The organism is Mycolicibacterium diernhoferi, from assembly GCF_019456655.1.
In the GTDB taxonomy this organism is placed as follows: domain Bacteria; phylum Actinomycetota; class Actinomycetes; order Mycobacteriales; family Mycobacteriaceae; genus Mycobacterium; species Mycobacterium diernhoferi.
In genome coordinates this window covers 4,580,599-4,597,133 of the sequence record NZ_CP080332.1, presented here as the reverse complement: position 1 = coordinate 4,597,133, position 16,535 = coordinate 4,580,599, and the positions used below count along the sequence as shown (strand labels likewise).

The window sequence follows — 16,535 nt, the reverse complement described above, 5'->3', positions numbered from 1 at the left end:
AACGAAGGAGAACGAGTAGTCATGAGCGGACCATTGCAGCCCCGCCAGACCCCCGGCGCGCGGACGGGAGGCCGCAACCCGGCGGCCTTGCCGACCCCGCCCAAGGGCTGGCCGATCGGGGCCTACCCGACCTACGCCGAGGCTCAGCGCGCGGTGGATTACCTCTCCGACCAACAGTTTCCGGTCCAGCAGGTCACCATCGTCGGCGTCGACCTGATGCAGGTGGAGCGGGTGACCGGCCGCCTGACGTGGCCGAAGGTACTCGGCGGTGGGGTGCTTTCGGGTGCCTGGCTGGGTCTGTTCATCGGCCTGATCCTGGGCTTCTTCAGCCCCAGCCCCTGGGGTGCGCTGGCCACCGGCCTGATCGCGGGCGTGTTCTTCGGCCTGATCACCTCGGCCATTCCGTACGCGATGGCCCGTGGCACAAGGGATTTCAGCTCCACCATGCAGCTGGTGGCGGGCCGTTACGACGTGATCTGCGACCCGCAGAGCGCGGAGCAGGGGCGGGATCTGCTGGCGCGCTTGACGATCTGAAAGGCAACGCGCCGGGGAAACGGTTGCAAATTGCGTGCTTAGGGCTCTACGGTTTGCCCCGCGGGGGTTATCCCGGCGATATCGATGCAGACGGAGGCCGGTAGTGCTCAATCGACGACTCTGTGCTGCGGTGATGGCTGCGGTGACGGCCGGGTCGGTGGCCACCGCGTGCGGCTCCGGCGACGACGGCATCGTCATCAGCTTCTACACCCCGGCGAACGAGATGGCGACGTTCACCGCGGTGGCGAACAAGTGCAACGAGGAATTCGGCGGCCGGTTCACCGTCAAGCAGGTGTCGTTGCCCAAGGGCGCCGACGATCAGCGGCTGCAACTGGCGCGCCGGCTCACCGGCAACGACAAGTCGCTCGACGTGATGGCCCTCGACGTGGTCTGGACCGCGGAGTTCGCCGAGGCCGGCTGGGCGCTTCCGCTGTCCGACGATCCGGCCGGTCAGGCCGAGGCCGACGCGACGGAGAACACGCTGCCCGGCCCGCTGGAGACCGCAAAGTGGCAAGACAAGCTGTATGCCGCGCCGATCACCACGAACACCCAATTGCTTTGGTACCGCGCCGATTTGATGGCCGCCCCGCCGACAACCTGGGATCAGACGGTGGCCGAGGCCAAGCGGCTGCACGCCGCGGGCGGCCCCAGTTGGATTGCGGTACAGGGCAAGCAGTACGAGGGCCTGGTGGTGTGGTTCAACACCCTGCTGGAAAGCGCCGGCGGTCGGGTGCTCTCCGAGGACGGCAAGACCGTCACCCTGACCGACACCCCCGAACACCGGGCCGCCACGGTCAAGGCGCTGCAGATCATCAAAGACGTTGCCACCGCGCCGGGTGCGGACCCCTCGATCACCCAGACCGACGAGGGCACCGCGCGCCTGGCGCTGGAGCAGGGCAAAGCCGCACTCGAGGTCAACTGGCCGTTCGTGCTGCCGTCGATGCTGGAGAACGCGGTCAAGGGCGGCGTGGCCTTCCTGCCGCTCAACGAGGATCCGGCCCTGGGCGGCGCGATCAACGACGCAGGCAGCTTCTCGCCGACCGACGAGCAGTTCGACATCGCCTATGAGGCAAGCAAGAAGGTGTTCGGGTTCGCGCCCTTCCCGGGTGTGCGTGACGGGGAGCCTGCCCGGGTGACGCTCGGCGGGCTGAATCTCGCGGTCGGCAAGAACACCCAGCACAAGGCCGAGGCCTTCGAGGCCATCCGGTGCCTGCGCAACGTCGACAACCAGCGCTACACCTCGGTGGAGGGCGGGCTGCCCGCGGTGCGTGCGTCGCTGTACGACGACCCGGCGTTCCAGGAGAAGTACCCGCAGTACGACATCATCCGGCAGCAGCTCACCAACGCCGCGGTCCGCCCGGCGACGCCGGTGTACCAGTCGGTGTCGACCCGCATCTCGGCCACGCTGGCGCCGATCGACCAGATCGACCCCGAGCGCACCGCCGACGAGCTGGCCGAGCAGGTGCAGAAGGCCATCGACGGCAAGGGGCTCATTCCGTGACCAAGCGAGAAAGCGAAGCGGGATCGCGCATGGGGAAGCGGGATCGCGCATGAGTACGACGACCCAGACCGATGACCTCGCCTCGCAGCGGCGGCTCGCCTTCTGGCTGATCAGCCCCGCCGTCGTGCTGATGCTCGCGGTGACGGCCTACCCGATCATCTATGCGGTGTGGCTGAGCATGCAGCGCTACAACCTGGCCGCACCCGATGACACCGAGTTCGTCGGGCTCGACAACTACGTCACCATCCTGACCGACCGGTACTGGTGGACGGCGTTCGCGGTGACGCTGGGTATCACCATCGTCTCGGTGGCCATCGAGTTCGCGCTCGGCATGGCGCTGGCGCTGGTCATGCACCGCACCATCTTCGGCAAGGGCACCGTCCGCACGGCGATCCTGGTGCCCTACGGCATCGTGACCGTCGCGGCGTCCTACAGCTGGTACTACGCGTGGACGCCGGGCACCGGCTATCTGGCCAATCTGTTGCCCGAGGGCAGCGCGCCGCTGACCGAACAGCTTCCGTCGCTGGCGATCGTGGTGCTGGCCGAGGTGTGGAAGACGACGCCGTTCATGGCCCTGCTGCTGCTGGCCGGTCTGGCCCTGGTGCCCCAGGACCTGCTGAACGCGGCCCAGGTCGACGGGGCCGGCGCCTGGACGCGGCTGACCAGGATCATCCTGCCGCTGATCAAGCCGGCCATCCTGGTGGCGCTGCTGTTCCGCACCTTGGACGCGTTCCGGATCTTCGACAACATCTACGTGCTGACCGGGGGTGCCAACGACACCGGCTCGGTGTCGATCCTGGGGTACGACAACTTGTTCAAGGCGTTCAACCTCGGACTCGGTTCGGCCATCAGCGTGCTGATCTTCCTGTGCGTGGCCGTCATCGCCTTCATCTTCATCAAGATCTTCGGAGCTGCCGCGCCCGGCAGCGACGACACTGCCGAGGGGGGTCGCTAGATGGCGGACAACGTGGGTGCCCGCCGCGCGGCCGGCTGGGCGGTCGTCAACGTGCTCGTCGTGCTGTACGCGTTGTTCCCGGTGCTGTGGATCCTGTCGCTGTCGCTGAAGCCGACGTCAACGGTGAAGGACGGCAAGCTGATTCCGTCGGAGATCACCTTCGCCAACTACAAGGCCATCTTCGAGGGCAACATGTTCACCTCGGCGCTGGTCAACTCGATCGGTATCGGGCTGATCACCACCGTGATCGCGGTGGCGATCGGCGGGATGGCCGCCTACGCGATCGCCCGGCTGGCGTTCCCCGGCAAGAAGATTCTGGTCGGCGTCGCCCTGCTGATCGCGATGTTCCCGCAGATCTCGCTGGTCACACCGATCTTCAACATCGAGCGCCGGCTCGGGCTGTTCGACACCTGGCCCGGCCTGATCATTCCGTACATCACCTTTGCGCTGCCGCTGGCGATCTACACCATGAGCGCGTTCTTCAAGGAGATCCCGTGGGATCTGGAGAAGGCCGCCAAGATGGACGGCGCCACGCCCGGGCAGGCCTTCCGGAAGGTGATCGCACCGCTGGCCGCGCCCGGCATCGTCACCGCCGCCATCCTGGTGTTCATCTTCGCTTGGAACGACCTGCTTCTCGCGTTGTCGCTGACCGCGACCGACCGGGCGATCACCGCCCCGGTGGCCATCGCCAACTTCACCGGCAGCTCGCAGTTCGAGGAGCCGACCGGGTCGATCGCGGCGGGCGCGATGGTCATCACCGTGCCCATCATCATCTTTGTTCTCATCTTTCAGCGACGGATCGTGGCCGGGTTGACCTCCGGCGCGGTGAAGGGGTAATCCATGGCCGAAATCGTGCTGGATCGGGTGTCGAAGAGCTACGCCAACGGCGCCACGGCGGTGAAGGACCTGTCGCTGACCATCGCCGACGGTGAGTTCATCATCCTGGTCGGCCCGTCCGGGTGCGGAAAGTCCACCACGCTGAACATGATCGCCGGCCTGGAGGACATCACCTCCGGTGATCTGCGCATCGGCGGGGAACGGGTCAACGAGAAGGCGCCCAAGGACCGTGACATCGCCATGGTGTTCCAGTCCTACGCGCTGTACCCGCACATGACGGTGCGGCAGAACATCGCCTTCCCGTTGACGCTGGCCAAGCTGTCCAAGGACGAGATCAACCGCAAGGTGGAGGAGACCGCGAAGATCCTCGACCTGTCGCAGCTGTTGGACCGCAAGCCCTCCCAGCTCTCCGGTGGACAGCGTCAGCGGGTGGCGATGGGACGCGCAATCGTGCGCAGCCCCAAGGCCTTCCTGATGGACGAGCCGCTGTCGAACCTGGACGCCAAGCTACGCGTGCAGATGCGCACCGAGATCGCCCGGCTGCAGGACCGGCTGGGCACCACCACCGTGTATGTCACCCACGATCAGACCGAGGCGATGACGCTGGGGGACCGGGTGGTGGTGATGCTGGCCGGCGTCGCACAGCAGATCGGCACCCCCGACGAGCTGTACCACACCCCGGCGAACCTGTTCGTCGCCGGATTCATCGGCTCTCCGGGGATGAACTTCTTCCCGGCCACGCTGACCGACGGCGGCATCAAGCTGCCGTTCGGCGAGGTGGTGCTCACCGACGAGGCCCAGCGGGTGCTCGACCAGCATCCCAAGCCCGCCAACGTGATCGCCGGAATCCGGCCGGAGCATTTCGACGATTCCACGCTGATCGACTCGTACACCCGGATCCGCGGGCTGACCTTCGAGGTCGACATCGACCTGGTGGAGTCCCTCGGTGCCGACAAGTACCTGCACTTCCGCACCGAGGGATCGGGCGCGAAGGCGGCGCAGCTCGCCGAGCTGGCGGCGGAATCCGGTGCCGGTGAGAACGAGTTCGTGGCACGGGTTTCGGCCGATTCGAAGGCGACCGCCGGGAAGAAGGCGGAGCTGGCGGTGGACACCTCCAAGCTGATCCTGTTCGACGCCGACAGTGGGGTCAATCTGTCCATCCCGCCGGCGGGCTAGTATCTGCTGGTGGTTGACGTCCTCGCCGAGGTACGCCACCGGTTGCAGGAGCACTTCACTGCGGCCGGTGTGGTCGGTGACCCCGCCGAGGCCAGCGTCACCTTCCTGGGGGCCGAACGGATCTCGGTGCTGCGCTTCGGGCCGGACGCCGACGGTGTGAACCACTTTGTCACGCTCGGGTGTTCGCGTTACCCGATGGTCGACCCGACGAATTTCGTGACCGACACCCAGCTCGGGCCGCGCGCCGAGCTGGTCGTGTCGCTGCGCCCGCCGAGCCCGACCGGCCTGGCCCGGTCGATGGCGGTGCTGGCCGCCGCGCCCTCGGTGGAGGGGCTGGTGCTCGAACCCGATGCCCTGGTCGATCTGAGTGCCCCGTTGTTCTCCGTCGACACCCCCGGCGGGCCGCGGACCGCGCCGTTCACCGCATTCCTGCTCGGCCCCAGCCCGGTCGAGGATATCGTTCTGCCCGAACCGCTTTCGGCGGTGACGGTGCTTCAGGCCACCCCCATCACCCCGACCGAGGCGGCCTGGGTGCGGCTCAAGGGCGCCGAGGCGATGCGCGAGGCGTGGCGCGCCGACGGGGTGGACGTGTTCGACGCGGGCCGCCGCGCTTCCGAACCCTCGTAACCCGCGCGGGTAAGACTCCGCAAAACGCTACAGCCAGTGGTTGCGGCGGAAGGTCCGGTACAGCAGCGTGCACACGGTGAGCATCACCAGCAGCACCAGCGGGTAGCCCCAGGTGGCGCCGAGTTCGGGCATGTGCTCGAAGTTCATCCCGTAGATGCCCGCGATCGCGGTGGGCACCGCGGCGATCGCCACCCACGCCGAGATCTTGCGCATGTCCACGTTCTGCTGCATGGCGACCTTGCCGAGGGCGGCCTGCACCAGCGAGGTGAGCATGTCGTCGTAGCTGGCGATCCGGTCGGCGGCCTTGATGGTGTGGTCGAGCACGTCGCCCATGTACTGGCGGATCTCGACGTTGACGATGTCGGCGTGGTCGGTGCCGATGCGCTGCAGATCGGTGGCCAGCGGGCTGACCGCGCGGCGCAGTTCCACGATCTCGCGCTTGAGCAGATAGATGGTCTCGATCTTGGTCTGCTGGAGAGGGGAGAAGATGTCCTCCTCCATGGCGTCGATGTCGGTCTCGATGAGCTCGGTGACATCCAGATAGCTGTCGACGATGCTGTCGGCGATGGCGTGCATGACCGAGTACGGGCCGAGCCGCAGATGTGACGGCGACTCCTCCAGGCGCTTACGCACCCCGGCCAGTCCGCCGTGCTCGCCGTGCCGGACGGTGACCACGAAGTCCGGCCCGACGAAGATCATGATCTCCCCGGTCTCCACGATCTCGCGGGCATTGGCCATCGATTCGTGCTCGACGTACTTCACCGTCTTGAGCACCAGGAACAGGGTGTCGCCGTAGCGCTCCAGCTTCGGGCGCTGATGGGCGTGTACGGCGTCCTCGACGGCCAGCACGTGCAGACCGAACACATCGGCGACCGCCTGCATCTGATGGTCGTCGGGTTCATGCAGACCGATCCAGACGAACGCCGAGCTGCCCTGGGCCTCGATCTCGTGCACCTTGTCCAGCGCCGCGGCGTGGGCGTACTTACCGGGCAGCCGGGCGCCGTCGCAGTAGACCGCGCAGTCGACCATGGCCTGCGAGACCGGGACATGGATGCCGGACGCATCCGGATCGTGTGCCGTCCGGCGTCCGGGGGGTTTCGTCATCGACGGTGGCAGGGGGCGGAAAGACGGCATCGCGACCTCCATCATCTGGGGGGCGCAAACGCGTCTCCCGTGCGGAGAATGTTACTCGTCAGTCGTATTTCCAACCTCTCACCAGGGGGAAGGGGGTGCCGGTGAGTTCCATCGTTGAAGTAACGTGACGGCGTGGCTGAATTGGTAAAGACCCCTCAGGTTGTCATCGACGACGCGGAGATTTTCGCGGCCCACGAGGGTGGCAAACTCTCGGTCGAGCTGAAAGCGCCGCTGGACACCCAGCGCGCGCTGTCCATCGCCTACACCCCGGGCGTAGCTCAGGTGAGCCGTGCCATCGCCGCGGATGCGGCGCTGGCCAAGAAGTACACCTGGGCCAACCGGCTGGTGGCCGTGGTCAGCGACGGCAGCGCCGTGCTGGGCCTCGGCGACATCGGCGCCGCCGCCTCGCTGCCGGTGATGGAGGGCAAGAGCGCACTGTTCAAGACCTTCGGTGGGCTGAACTCCATCCCGATCGTGCTGGACACCAAGGACCCCGACGAGATCGTCGAGACCCTGATCCGGCTGCGCCCGACCTTCGGTGCGGTGAACCTGGAGGACATCTCGGCGCCGCGCTGCTTCGAGATCGAGCGCCGCGTCATCGAGGCGCTGGACTGCCCGGTGATGCACGACGATCAGCACGGCACCGCCATCGTGGTGCTCGCCGCCCTGCTCGGTGCGGTCAAGGCGCTCGACCGCGACATCGCCTCGCTCAAGGTGGTGGTGTCCGGTGCCGGTGCCGCCGGCGTCGCCTGCACCAACATCCTGCTCAACAGCGGGATCAACGACATCGTCGTACTGGACAGCAAGGGCATCGTGGAGACCGGTCGCAGCGACCTGAACTCCTTCAAGGCCGAACTCGCGCAGCGCACCAATCCGCGCGGCCTGTCCGGTGGGGTGGCCGAGGCGCTCAACGGTGCCGATGTCTTCCTCGGGGTGTCCGCCGGCCTGGTGCCCGAGGAGCTGATCGCGACGATGGCGCCCAAGGGCATCGTCTTCGCGCTGTCGAACCCTGATCCGGAGATCCATCCCGATGCCGCACGCAAGTACGCCTCGGTGGTGGCCACCGGCCGCAGCGACTTCCCGAACCAGATCAACAACGTGCTGGCCTTCCCCGGCGTCTTCCGGGGCGCGCTGGACGCCGGTGCACGCCGCATCACCGAGGAAATGAAAGTCGCTGCCGCGCATGCCATCTTCTCGGTGGTCGGGGACGACCTGGCCGTCGACCACATTGTGCCCAGCGCGCTGGATCCGCGGGTCGGCCCGGCCGTCGCCAAGGCCGTGGCCGAGGCGTCCGGGGTCTGAGGTTCGCACCACGATGCGCCGGCTGGCGGTGGTACTCGCCGCGCTGCTGATCGCCGGCTGCGGCGGGTCCCCGCCGGTGCCGGCGTCGGTGGTGGTCGGCGCCGACGCCGAGTCGGTGCTGCTGGCTCACCTGTATGCCGCCGCGCTGCGCTACTACGGCAGCCCTGCGCATGTGCGGGACACCCCGGATCCGTTGGGCGCGTTGGATTCCGGTGACGTCGATGTGGCCCCGGCGTTCACCGGCGAGGTGCTCACCCGGTTCGCCCCCGACTCCGCGGCCCGATCGGCGGCGCAGGTGTACCGCGCCATGATCGGGGCGCTGCCCGAGGGGTTGGGCGCCGGTGACTACGCCGACAGCACCTCGGACAAGCCCGCCGTGGCGGTCACCACCGGCACCGCGCGGGACTGGCAGGCCGGTGATGTGACGGCACTGATCGAGCGGTGCGCCGCTCTGACACCCGGTGCGGCCGAAGGGACGCGGGTACCGGAGTCGTTCGGCACCTGCACCCCGCGGCCGGCACGGGAGTTCGCCGACGCCGGCGCGCTGTGGGCGGCGCTGCGCAGCGGCAAGGTCGACATCGCCTGGACGTCGACGGCGGCACCGGATTTTCCCGAGGACCTGACCATGCTCTCGGACCGGACCGCACTGATCCGGGCCGAGAACGTGGTGCCGGTGTTCCGCCGGAACACGTTGAACCAGATGCAGTTACGGTCGCTCAACGAGCTGGCCGGGGTGCTCGACACCGATGCGCTGGCGCAGATGCGCGCCGCGGTGGCGGCCGGCGCCGAGCCCGGGGCGGTCGCCACCGCCTGGCTCGACGCCAACCCGCTGGGGCACTGACTACTTCGGGATCAGACCCTTGGCCACCGTCGAGAACAGCTTCTGGTAGCCGGCGCCGGTGATCCGGATGATCACGTCCAGGATCTTGGCATCGGCGCCGACGAGCACGCGGGCCCGGTCCTTGCGGACCGCTTCCATGATGATCTGGGCGGCGCGCTCCGGGCTGGTGCGGGCGAGCTTGGTGTCGAAGGCCTTGGCCATCTCGGCCACGTCGATGCCCTCGGCGGCGGTGGCGTTGCGCGCGATCGCGGTCTTGATGCCGCCGGGATGTACACAGGTCACCTTGACCGGATGCCTGGCCAGTGCCATCTCCTGGCGCAGCGCCTCGGTGAACCCGCGGACGGCGAACTTCGCCGAGTTGTAGGCGGCCTGGCCCGGCACCGCGAACAGCCCGAACACACTGGACACGTTGACGACGTGCCCGTCACCCGATTCGATCAGGTGCGGCAGGAACGCCTTGGTGCCGTTGACGACGCCCCAGAAGTCGACGTCCATCACCCGTTCGAGGTCCTTGTAGGAGGTGACCTCCACGTCGCCGCTGAACGCGATGCCGGCGTTGTTGTAGATCTGGTTGACCTTGCCGAAGTGTTCCTTCACCGAGGCCGCGTACAGCTCGAAGGCCTCGCGCTCGGTGACGTCGAGGCGGTCCGCCTTGACCGGGACGCCGATGGCCTTCAGCCGTTCCTCGGTGACCGCCAGACCGTCGGTGTCGACGTCGCTGATCGCCAGCTTGGCGCCCGAGCGCCCCAGCTCGACGGCCAGCGCCTGCCCGATGCCCGATCCCGCCCCGGTGACGACGGCAACTTTTCCGGCAAAGCCCTCCATGCACACTCCTCCATGACGTACTGGTTGCTCGATTGCCATCGACCTTAGCCGTTACCGCCGGTATCGGGACAGGTCGGGTCCCGTCGACCATCATGTGACGACGATCTCCCCGGTCGCCAGTGATGTCCGCACCGGGTTGCCTGCCCGATGGTGCACTGTGTGCGCACCCCCGGTAACGGACCGAGCGTGCGGGCCGATTTACCGAGCATGATGCGTATGCGATTCATGGTGACCGCGGCTGCGGCGCTCTCCGCTGGCCTGCTCGCCGCGGCCCCGGCCCAGGCGGACCCCGCCGGTGACTTCCTGAACACCCTCGACGGCACCGTCCTGAGCGGTATCAACCCGGCCGACGCGATCTCCGCCGGCCAGTCTGTGTGCCCGATGCTGGCCGACGGGGGACAGGACGCCGCCGACGTCGCCGGCCGCGTCGCCGACACCATCGGCCGCCCGCTCGGACCGGCCACCATGTTCACCGGCTTCGCGATCTCGGCCTTCTGCCCGGGCGCGGTGGCCTCGATCGCCAACGGCGAGTCGCCGATCCCGCTGGGGCTGCTGGGCTTCTAAATCCCCGCCGAAAGTGAAGAAGCTCGCGAGATTTCACCGAAATCTCGCGAGCTTCTTCACTTTGGAGCGTGGTTACGGGGCGAACGCCTCGTCGATGATCTCCTGCTGTTCGACGGCGTGCACCTTCGAGGAGCCCGACGACGGCGCCGACATGGCACGCCGCGAGATCCGCCTGATCCCGGTCAGCTTCTCCGGCAACAACTCCGGCAGTGAGAGCCCGAACGTCGGCCAGGCGCCCTGGTTGGCCGGCTCTTCCTGCACCCAGAAATACTGCGACACATTGGGGTACTGCTCCAGGGTGGCGTTGAGCCGGCGCCGCGGCAGCGGGTAGAGCTGCTCGATCCGCACGATCGCGACGTCGTCGCGCTGCTCCTTGTTCTTGCGGGCCACCAGCTCGTAGTAGATCTTGCCGCTGGTGAGCAGCACCCGGGTCACCTTCGACCGGTCGCCGATGCCGTCCTCGTAGGTGGGTTCCTCCAGGATCGACCGGAACTTGACCTCGGTGAAGTCCCGCACCTCGCTGACGGCGGCCTTGTTGCGCAGCATCGACTTCGGGGTGAAGACGATCAGCGGCCGGTTGATGCCGTCCAGGGCGTGCCGGCGCAGCAGGTGGAAGTAGTTCGCCGGTGTCGACGGCATGGCGACCGTCATCGAGCCCTCGGCGCACAGCTGCAGGAACCGCTCGATGCGCCCCGAGGTGTGGTCGGGGCCCTGGCCCTCATGTCCGTGCGGTAGCAGCAGCACCACGTCGGCGAGCTGACCCCACTTGGCCTCACCGGAGGAGATGAACTCGTCGATGATCGACTGGGCGCCGTTGACGAAGTCGCCGAACTGGGCCTCCCACAACACGATCGCGTCCGGGTTGCCCACCGAGTAGCCGTACTCGAAGCCCACCGCGGCGAACTCGGACAGTGCCGAGTCGTAGACCATGAAACGACCCCCGTTGGGGTTGCCGTCGGCATCGGTGGTCAGCAGGTCCAGCGGGGTGAACTCGGCGCCGGTCTTGCGGTCGATGATGACGGCGTGGCGCTGGGTGAACGTGCCGCGGCGGACGTCCTGGCCGGTGAGGCGGACCGTCTTGCCTTCGGCGACAAGTGAACCCAGCGCGAGCAGCTCGCCGAACGCCCAGTCGACCTTGCCCTCGTAGGCCATCTCGCGGCGCTTGTCCAACACCGGTTGCACGCGCGGGTGGACGTTGAAGTCCTCCGGTGCGGCCAGGTGTGCGTCGCCGATGCGGGCCAGCACCGCCTTGTCCACGGCGGTGTTCAGCCCCTTCGGGGTCTGCTGATCGGACTCGACCGACTCGCTCGGCTCGATCTCGTGCTTCTCCAGCTCGCGGACCTCGTTGAACACCCGCTCCAGTTGGCCCTGGTAGTCGCGCAGCGCGTCCTCGGCCTCCTTCATCGAGATGTCACCGCGTCCGATCAACGCTTCGGTGTAGGTCTTGCGCACACCGCGCTTGGTGTCGATCACGTCGTACATGCCGGGCTGGGTCATCGACGGGTCGTCACCCTCGTTGTGCCCGCGTCGGCGGTAGCACAGCATGTCGATGACGACGTCCTTCTTGAACTTCTGGCGGAAGTCGACGGCCAGCTTGGCCACCCAGACGCAGGCCTCCGGATCGTCACCGTTGACGTGGAAGATCGGCGCTCCCACCATCTTCGCGACGTCGGTGCAGTACTCGCTGGACCGCGAGTCGTGCGGTGAGGTGGTGAAACCGATCTGGTTGTTGACGATGATGTGGATGGTGCCGCCGGTGCGGTAGCCACGCAGCAGCGCCAGGTTCAGCGTCTCGGCGACCACGCCCTGGCCGGCGAACGCGGCGTCACCGTGCAGCATCATCGGCACCACCGAGAACGCGTCCTGCTCGTCGCCGGAGGCGAAGTCGATCATGTCCTGCTTGGCGCGGACCAGACCCTCCAGCACCGGGTCGACGGCCTCCAGGTGGCTCGGGTTGGCGACCAGCGATACCGCAATGTCGTTGTCCCCGAACATCTGCAGGTAGGTGCCGGTCGCGCCGAGGTGGTACTTGACGTCGCCGGAACCGTGCGCCTGGGACGGATTGAGGTTGCCCTCGAACTCGCCGAAGATCTGGCTGTACGGCTTGCCGACGATGTTGGCCAGCACGTTGAGCCGGCCGCGGTGCGGCATGCCGATGACGACCTCGTCGAGACCGTGCTCGGCGGCCTGGTCGATCGCGGCGTCCATCATCGGGATGACGGTCTCCGCGCCCTCCAGTGAGAAGCGCTTCTGCCCAACATATTTGGTCTGCAGGAAGGTCTCGAAGGCTTCGGCCGCGTTCAGCTTGGACAGGATGTACTTCTGCTCGGCGACCGTCGGCTTGTCGTGCTTGGTCTCGACGCGTTCCTGAATCCAGCGCTGCTGCTCGGGTTCCAGGATGTGGGTGTACTCCACGCCGGCGTGCCGGCAGTAGGCGTCGCGCAGCACCGACAGCACGTCGCGCAGCTTCTTGTACTCGGCGCCGGCGAAGCCGTCCACCTTGAACTCGCGGTCCAGATCCCACAGCGTCAGCCCGTGGGTGAGCACGTCGAGGTCGGGGTGGCTGCGGAAGCGGGTCTTGTCCAGGCGCAGCGGATCGATATCGGCCATCAGGTGCCCGCGGTTGCGGTAGGCCGCGATCAGTTCGGTGACGCGGGCGTTCTTGTCCGCGATCGAGTCGGGGTTGTCGGTGCGCCACCGGATCGGCTCGTACGGGATGCTGAGTTCGGTGAAGATCTCGTCGTAGAACTCGTCGTCGAGCAGCAGCTGGTGCACGGTGCGCAGGAAGTCGCCGGATTCCGCGCCCTGGATGATGCGGTGGTCGTAGGTCGACGTCAGGGTGATGAGCTTGCCGATACCCAGTTCGGCGATGCGCTCCTCGCTCGCACCCTGGAACTCGGCCGGGTACTCCATCGCACCGGCGCCGATGATGGCACCCTGGCCGCGCATCAGCCGCGGCACCGAGTGCACGGTGCCGATGGTCCCCGGGTTGGTCAGCGAGATCGTCACCCCGGAGAAGTCCTCGGCGGTCAGCTTGCCGTCCCGGGCGCGCCGCACGATGTCCTCGTAGGCGGCGATGAACTGGCCGAACTTCATTGTGTCGCAGCGCTTGATGGCCGCAACGACCAGCGTGCGGTTGCCATCCTTGCCCGGCAGGTCGATCGCCAGACCCAGATTGGTGTGGGCCGGCGTCACCACGTTGGGCTTGCCGTCCACCTCGGCGAAGTGCCGGTTCATGTTCGGGAACTTCTTGACCGCCTGCACGATGGCGTAGCCGAGCAGGTGGGTGAAGCTGATCTTGCCGCCGCGGGTGCGCTTGAGGTGGTTGTTGATGACGATGCGGTTGTCGATCATCGCCTTGGCCGGGATGGCCCGCACGCTGGTCGCGGTGGGCACCTCCAGCGAGGCGTTCATGTTCTTGACCACGGCCGCGGCGGCGCCGCGCAGCACGGCGTTCTCACTGCCGTCGGTGGCGGCCTTGGCCGCGGGCTGGGCCGGCTTGGCCTCGGGCTTCTTGGGCTCGGGCTTCTTCGGTTCGGCCGTCTTCGCGTCGGGCTTCTTGGGCTCGGCCGTCTTCGCCTCAGACTTCTTGGGCTCGGCCGTCTTGGCCGGAGCGTCGTTCTTGGCATCGCCGGTCGGGGAGGCCTCGGGCGCTGCCGGCGCGGAAGTCTTGGCAGGGGCCGCCTCTGCCGAGTTGTCGATCGGTTCGGGGGCGTAATCCACCAGGAATTCGTGCCAGCTGGGATCGACCGACGAAGGATCGTCGCGGAATTTGCGATACATCTCTTCGACGAGCCATTCGTTCTGTCCAAAGGGGGAAGGTGAACTGCTCACAGCAGCTTTTCGCCTCGATTCCGTCCGTCGCGGCAGATCCTCGTCTGACACACACCCGCCGCTGGTTGTTGTTTTTCCGCACTCGGCCGCTTAAGGCTAACGCCTCGAGCTACCGGCCGACATATCTAGATAGGTGAACGTGAGCGGGCGTCTCTCATGGCTGCACGGACGGCAGCACGTGCAGGCTGGACGGCCATCTCGTTGGTGGGTTGCCGAACGCCAGGCGGGCATTCGAGATGATTCGTTTACCCATCAACCGGTTCCCGACGCCACCGACGACCGCGCCGACGCCGACCGGCAGCAACTTGCCGAACGCGATCGCGCCACGCTTGAGCGTGTAGCGCTTCACGAAGTACCGCACAAGCCGGTTGTTCAGCTGCGCGACCGCGGGCAGCGGCAGCGTCGCGGCGCCGTCGGCCATCCACGCCCCGCTGGTGCGGCCGGTGCCGAGCAGATCGGCGACCGCATGCTTGCTGTCCTCGCCGACCAGCACGGCCAGCACCAGCGCGCGGCGGCGCTCGCGATGATCGGCGGGGATGCCGTGCACCTCGGCGACGGCGAGCGCGAACACCGCCGTCGCCTCCAGGAAGACCAGGGTCTCCCCGGCGACCGCGGACATGGCGGCCAGCGTGCCGATGCCCGGGAACGCCGCGGCCGAACCCACCGCCGCCCCGCTGGCCATCACCGCGGCCAGGTAGTGCTTCTCCAGCGCGGTGGTGATGTCGGCCGGGGTGGCATCGGGCCGGCCGGCGCGCAGCCGGTTGATGTAGGCGGTGACCGCCGGCCCCTGCAGTCGGGTACTGCGCTCGAGGACGTGGGACAACAGCCTGGCGACCGCGCTGGGGTCCTCGTCGGCCCCGTCGCGTACCGCGGGCAGGTTCTTCCTGCTGGAACGAGCGTTCATGGCGATCTCCCCTCGCGGCCCCGGGATCGGCTCCCACGGCGCATCCTGATTACCCAGGCTAGTGCTCCGTCAACGAGCGGGTACCCACTCCGGGTGCCCGGCCGTCAACCCCTCTTGGGGTGACGGTGGTCACGGCGCGATCCGGGAAGAAAAAACCGGTGTGCGACGCTGCGCCTAGGCGTGGCAACATCCCTGGGCGTGACGAGCGAGCCAGCGGCGCCCAGCAGGCTCCGGATGATCACCGTTCTGGGTTTGATGGTCGCGCTCGGCCCCCTGACCATCGACATGTATCTGCCCGCGCTGCCGCGTATCGCCGAGGACCTCGCGGTCTCGTCGTCGGTGGTGCAGTTGACGCTCACCGGGACCCTCGCCGGGCTGGCGTTCGGCCAGCTGGTGATCGGGCCGCTGTCGGATTCGCTGGGCCGGCGCCTGCCGTTGATGGCCGGCATCGTGCTGCACATGGTGGCCTCACTGGTCTGCCTGTTCGCGCCCAACATCGAGGTGCTCGGCGCGGGCCGGGTGGTGCAGGGCTTCGGCGCCGCCGCGGCCGCGGTGGTGGCAGTCGCCGTCGTCGGCGACCTCTACGTGGACACCGCGGCGGCCACCGTGATGTCACGGCTCATCCTGGTGCTCGGGATCGCCCCCGTCATCGCGCCGTCGCTGGGTGCGGTGGTGCTGCTCAAGGCGTCCTGGCATTGGGTGTTCGCGGTGCTGGTGGTGCTCGCCGGGCTGCTGCTGTTGCTCGCAGCGCTGGCGCTGCCCGAGACGCTACCGGTGGCCCGCCGGCGGCCGTTGCACATGGGCTCCATCGTCTCGACCTATGGCGAACTGCTGCGCGACCTCCGGTTCGTCACCCTGGTGCTGGTGGCGGCGCTGAGCATGGCCGGTCTGTTCGGCTACATCTCCGCGGCCCCGTTCGTGCTGCAGGGCGACTACGGGATGGATCAACAGGCTTTCGCGCTGGTGTTCGCCGCCGGTGCGATCGTCCTGATCGGGGCGACGCAGTCCAATGTGGTGTTGCTGCGCAGGTTCTCACCGCAGGCGGTGCTGCGCGTGGCGCTGATCGTCTCGGTCATCGCCGGCGCCGGCTTCGTGGTGCTCGCACTCACCGGCTTCGGCGGTCTGGCCGGTTTCCTGGCGCCGGTGATGGTCATCCTGGGCGCGATGGGCCTGGTGCTGCCGAACGCGTCCGCGGTGGCGTTGTCCCGGCACCACGACGCCGCAGGCACCTCGGCCGCCCTGCTGGGCGCGGCCCAGTTCGGATTGGGCGCGGTGACCGCGCCGGTGGTCGGCGTGCTGGGCAATGACGAGTTCGCGCTGGCCCTGGTGATGCTGGTCGGCTCCGGGATCGCATTGGCCGCGATGCTGTTCGTCGGCACCTCCTCCGGTCCGGCCCACGCGGCCGAGGAGCTCGCGGAGGCCGAGGCGCTCGGCGACCCGCTGGCCGAACCTGCCTGAGTGCGTTTCGCGGCCGGGATGTGACCGGCTCTGACTTGTCGGG

14 protein-coding genes are annotated in these 16,535 nt (G+C 67.7%); 10 read left to right on the top strand and 4 right to left on the bottom strand.

What is annotated here, in order from left to right; genetic code table 11:
* Positions 1–21: 21 nt before the first annotated feature.
* From K0O62_RS21680 to K0O62_RS21655, 6 genes are all read left to right on the top strand, one after another.
* On the top strand, positions 22–534 hold the full coding sequence (locus K0O62_RS21680; RefSeq protein ID WP_073858372.1) for a YflT domain-containing protein: 513 nt from the start codon (positions 22–24) through the stop codon (positions 532–534).
* Positions 535–637: 103 nt separating this feature from the next.
* On the top strand, positions 638–2,035 hold the full coding sequence (locus K0O62_RS21675; RefSeq protein WP_097933742.1) for an ABC transporter substrate-binding protein: 1,398 nt from the start codon (positions 638–640) through the stop codon (positions 2,033–2,035).
* Between the two features lie 49 nt (positions 2,036–2,084).
* Positions 2,085–2,990 carry a carbohydrate ABC transporter permease gene (locus K0O62_RS21670; RefSeq protein WP_073858370.1) on the top strand — a complete coding sequence of 302 codons (906 nt, stop codon included), beginning with the start codon at positions 2,085–2,087 and terminating at the stop codon, positions 2,988–2,990.
* Between the two features lie 12 nt (positions 2,991–3,002).
* Positions 3,003–3,827 (top strand): carbohydrate ABC transporter permease, encoded by an 825-nt coding sequence (locus K0O62_RS21665; RefSeq protein WP_205870680.1) that lies wholly within the window; start codon positions 3,003–3,005, stop codon positions 3,825–3,827.
* Between the two features lie 3 nt (positions 3,828–3,830).
* Positions 3,831–5,003, top strand: a complete 1,173-nt coding sequence (locus K0O62_RS21660; RefSeq protein WP_073858368.1) for an ABC transporter ATP-binding protein — start codon at positions 3,831–3,833, stop codon at positions 5,001–5,003.
* Positions 5,004–5,012: 9 nt separating this feature from the next.
* A complete protein-coding gene (locus K0O62_RS21655; RefSeq protein WP_073858367.1) occupies positions 5,013–5,630 on the top strand; it encodes a suppressor of fused domain protein in 618 nt (205 codons plus the stop codon).
* Positions 5,631–5,657: 27 nt separating this feature from the next.
* Here the strand turns inward: K0O62_RS21655 and corA are convergent, their stop codons facing one another.
* Positions 5,658–6,764: a magnesium/cobalt transporter CorA gene (gene corA / locus K0O62_RS21650; protein WP_073858403.1), complete on the bottom strand. Its 1,107-nt coding sequence runs from the start codon at positions 6,762–6,764 to the stop codon at positions 5,658–5,660.
* A gap of 132 nt (positions 6,765–6,896) precedes the next feature.
* Between corA and K0O62_RS21645 the strand changes: the two genes are divergently transcribed.
* Positions 6,897–8,066 (top strand): NAD(P)-dependent malic enzyme, encoded by a 1,170-nt coding sequence (locus K0O62_RS21645; RefSeq protein ID WP_073858366.1) that lies wholly within the window; start codon positions 6,897–6,899, stop codon positions 8,064–8,066.
* Positions 8,067–8,079: 13 nt separating this feature from the next.
* A complete protein-coding gene (locus tag K0O62_RS21640) occupies positions 8,080–8,907 on the top strand; it encodes a glycine betaine ABC transporter substrate-binding protein (RefSeq protein ID WP_073858365.1) in 828 nt (275 codons plus the stop codon).
* Here the strand turns inward: K0O62_RS21640 and K0O62_RS21635 are convergent, their stop codons facing one another.
* Positions 8,908–9,732 (bottom strand): SDR family NAD(P)-dependent oxidoreductase, encoded by an 825-nt coding sequence (locus K0O62_RS21635; RefSeq protein ID WP_073858364.1) that lies wholly within the window; start codon positions 9,730–9,732, stop codon positions 8,908–8,910.
* A gap of 207 nt (positions 9,733–9,939) precedes the next feature.
* Here K0O62_RS21635 and K0O62_RS21630 point away from each other — a divergent pair, with 207 nt between their 5' ends.
* Positions 9,940–10,296: a DUF732 domain-containing protein gene (locus tag K0O62_RS21630; RefSeq protein WP_073858363.1), complete on the top strand. Its 357-nt coding sequence runs from the start codon at positions 9,940–9,942 to the stop codon at positions 10,294–10,296.
* Between the two features lie 72 nt (positions 10,297–10,368).
* Here the strand turns inward: K0O62_RS21630 and K0O62_RS21625 are convergent, their stop codons facing one another.
* Complete coding sequence (locus K0O62_RS21625; RefSeq protein ID WP_073858362.1) at positions 10,369–14,130, bottom strand: multifunctional oxoglutarate decarboxylase/oxoglutarate dehydrogenase thiamine pyrophosphate-binding subunit/dihydrolipoyllysine-residue succinyltransferase subunit; 3,762 nt, start codon at positions 14,128–14,130, stop codon at positions 10,369–10,371.
* Positions 14,131–14,284: 154 nt separating this feature from the next.
* Positions 14,285–15,034, bottom strand: a complete 750-nt coding sequence (locus K0O62_RS21620) for a hypothetical protein (protein WP_073858361.1) — start codon at positions 15,032–15,034, stop codon at positions 14,285–14,287.
* A gap of 234 nt (positions 15,035–15,268) precedes the next feature.
* Between K0O62_RS21620 and K0O62_RS21615 the strand changes: the two genes are divergently transcribed.
* A complete protein-coding gene (locus K0O62_RS21615) occupies positions 15,269–16,492 on the top strand; it encodes a multidrug effflux MFS transporter (protein ID WP_079244207.1) in 1,224 nt (407 codons plus the stop codon).
* Positions 16,493–16,535: the final 43 nt, after the last annotated feature.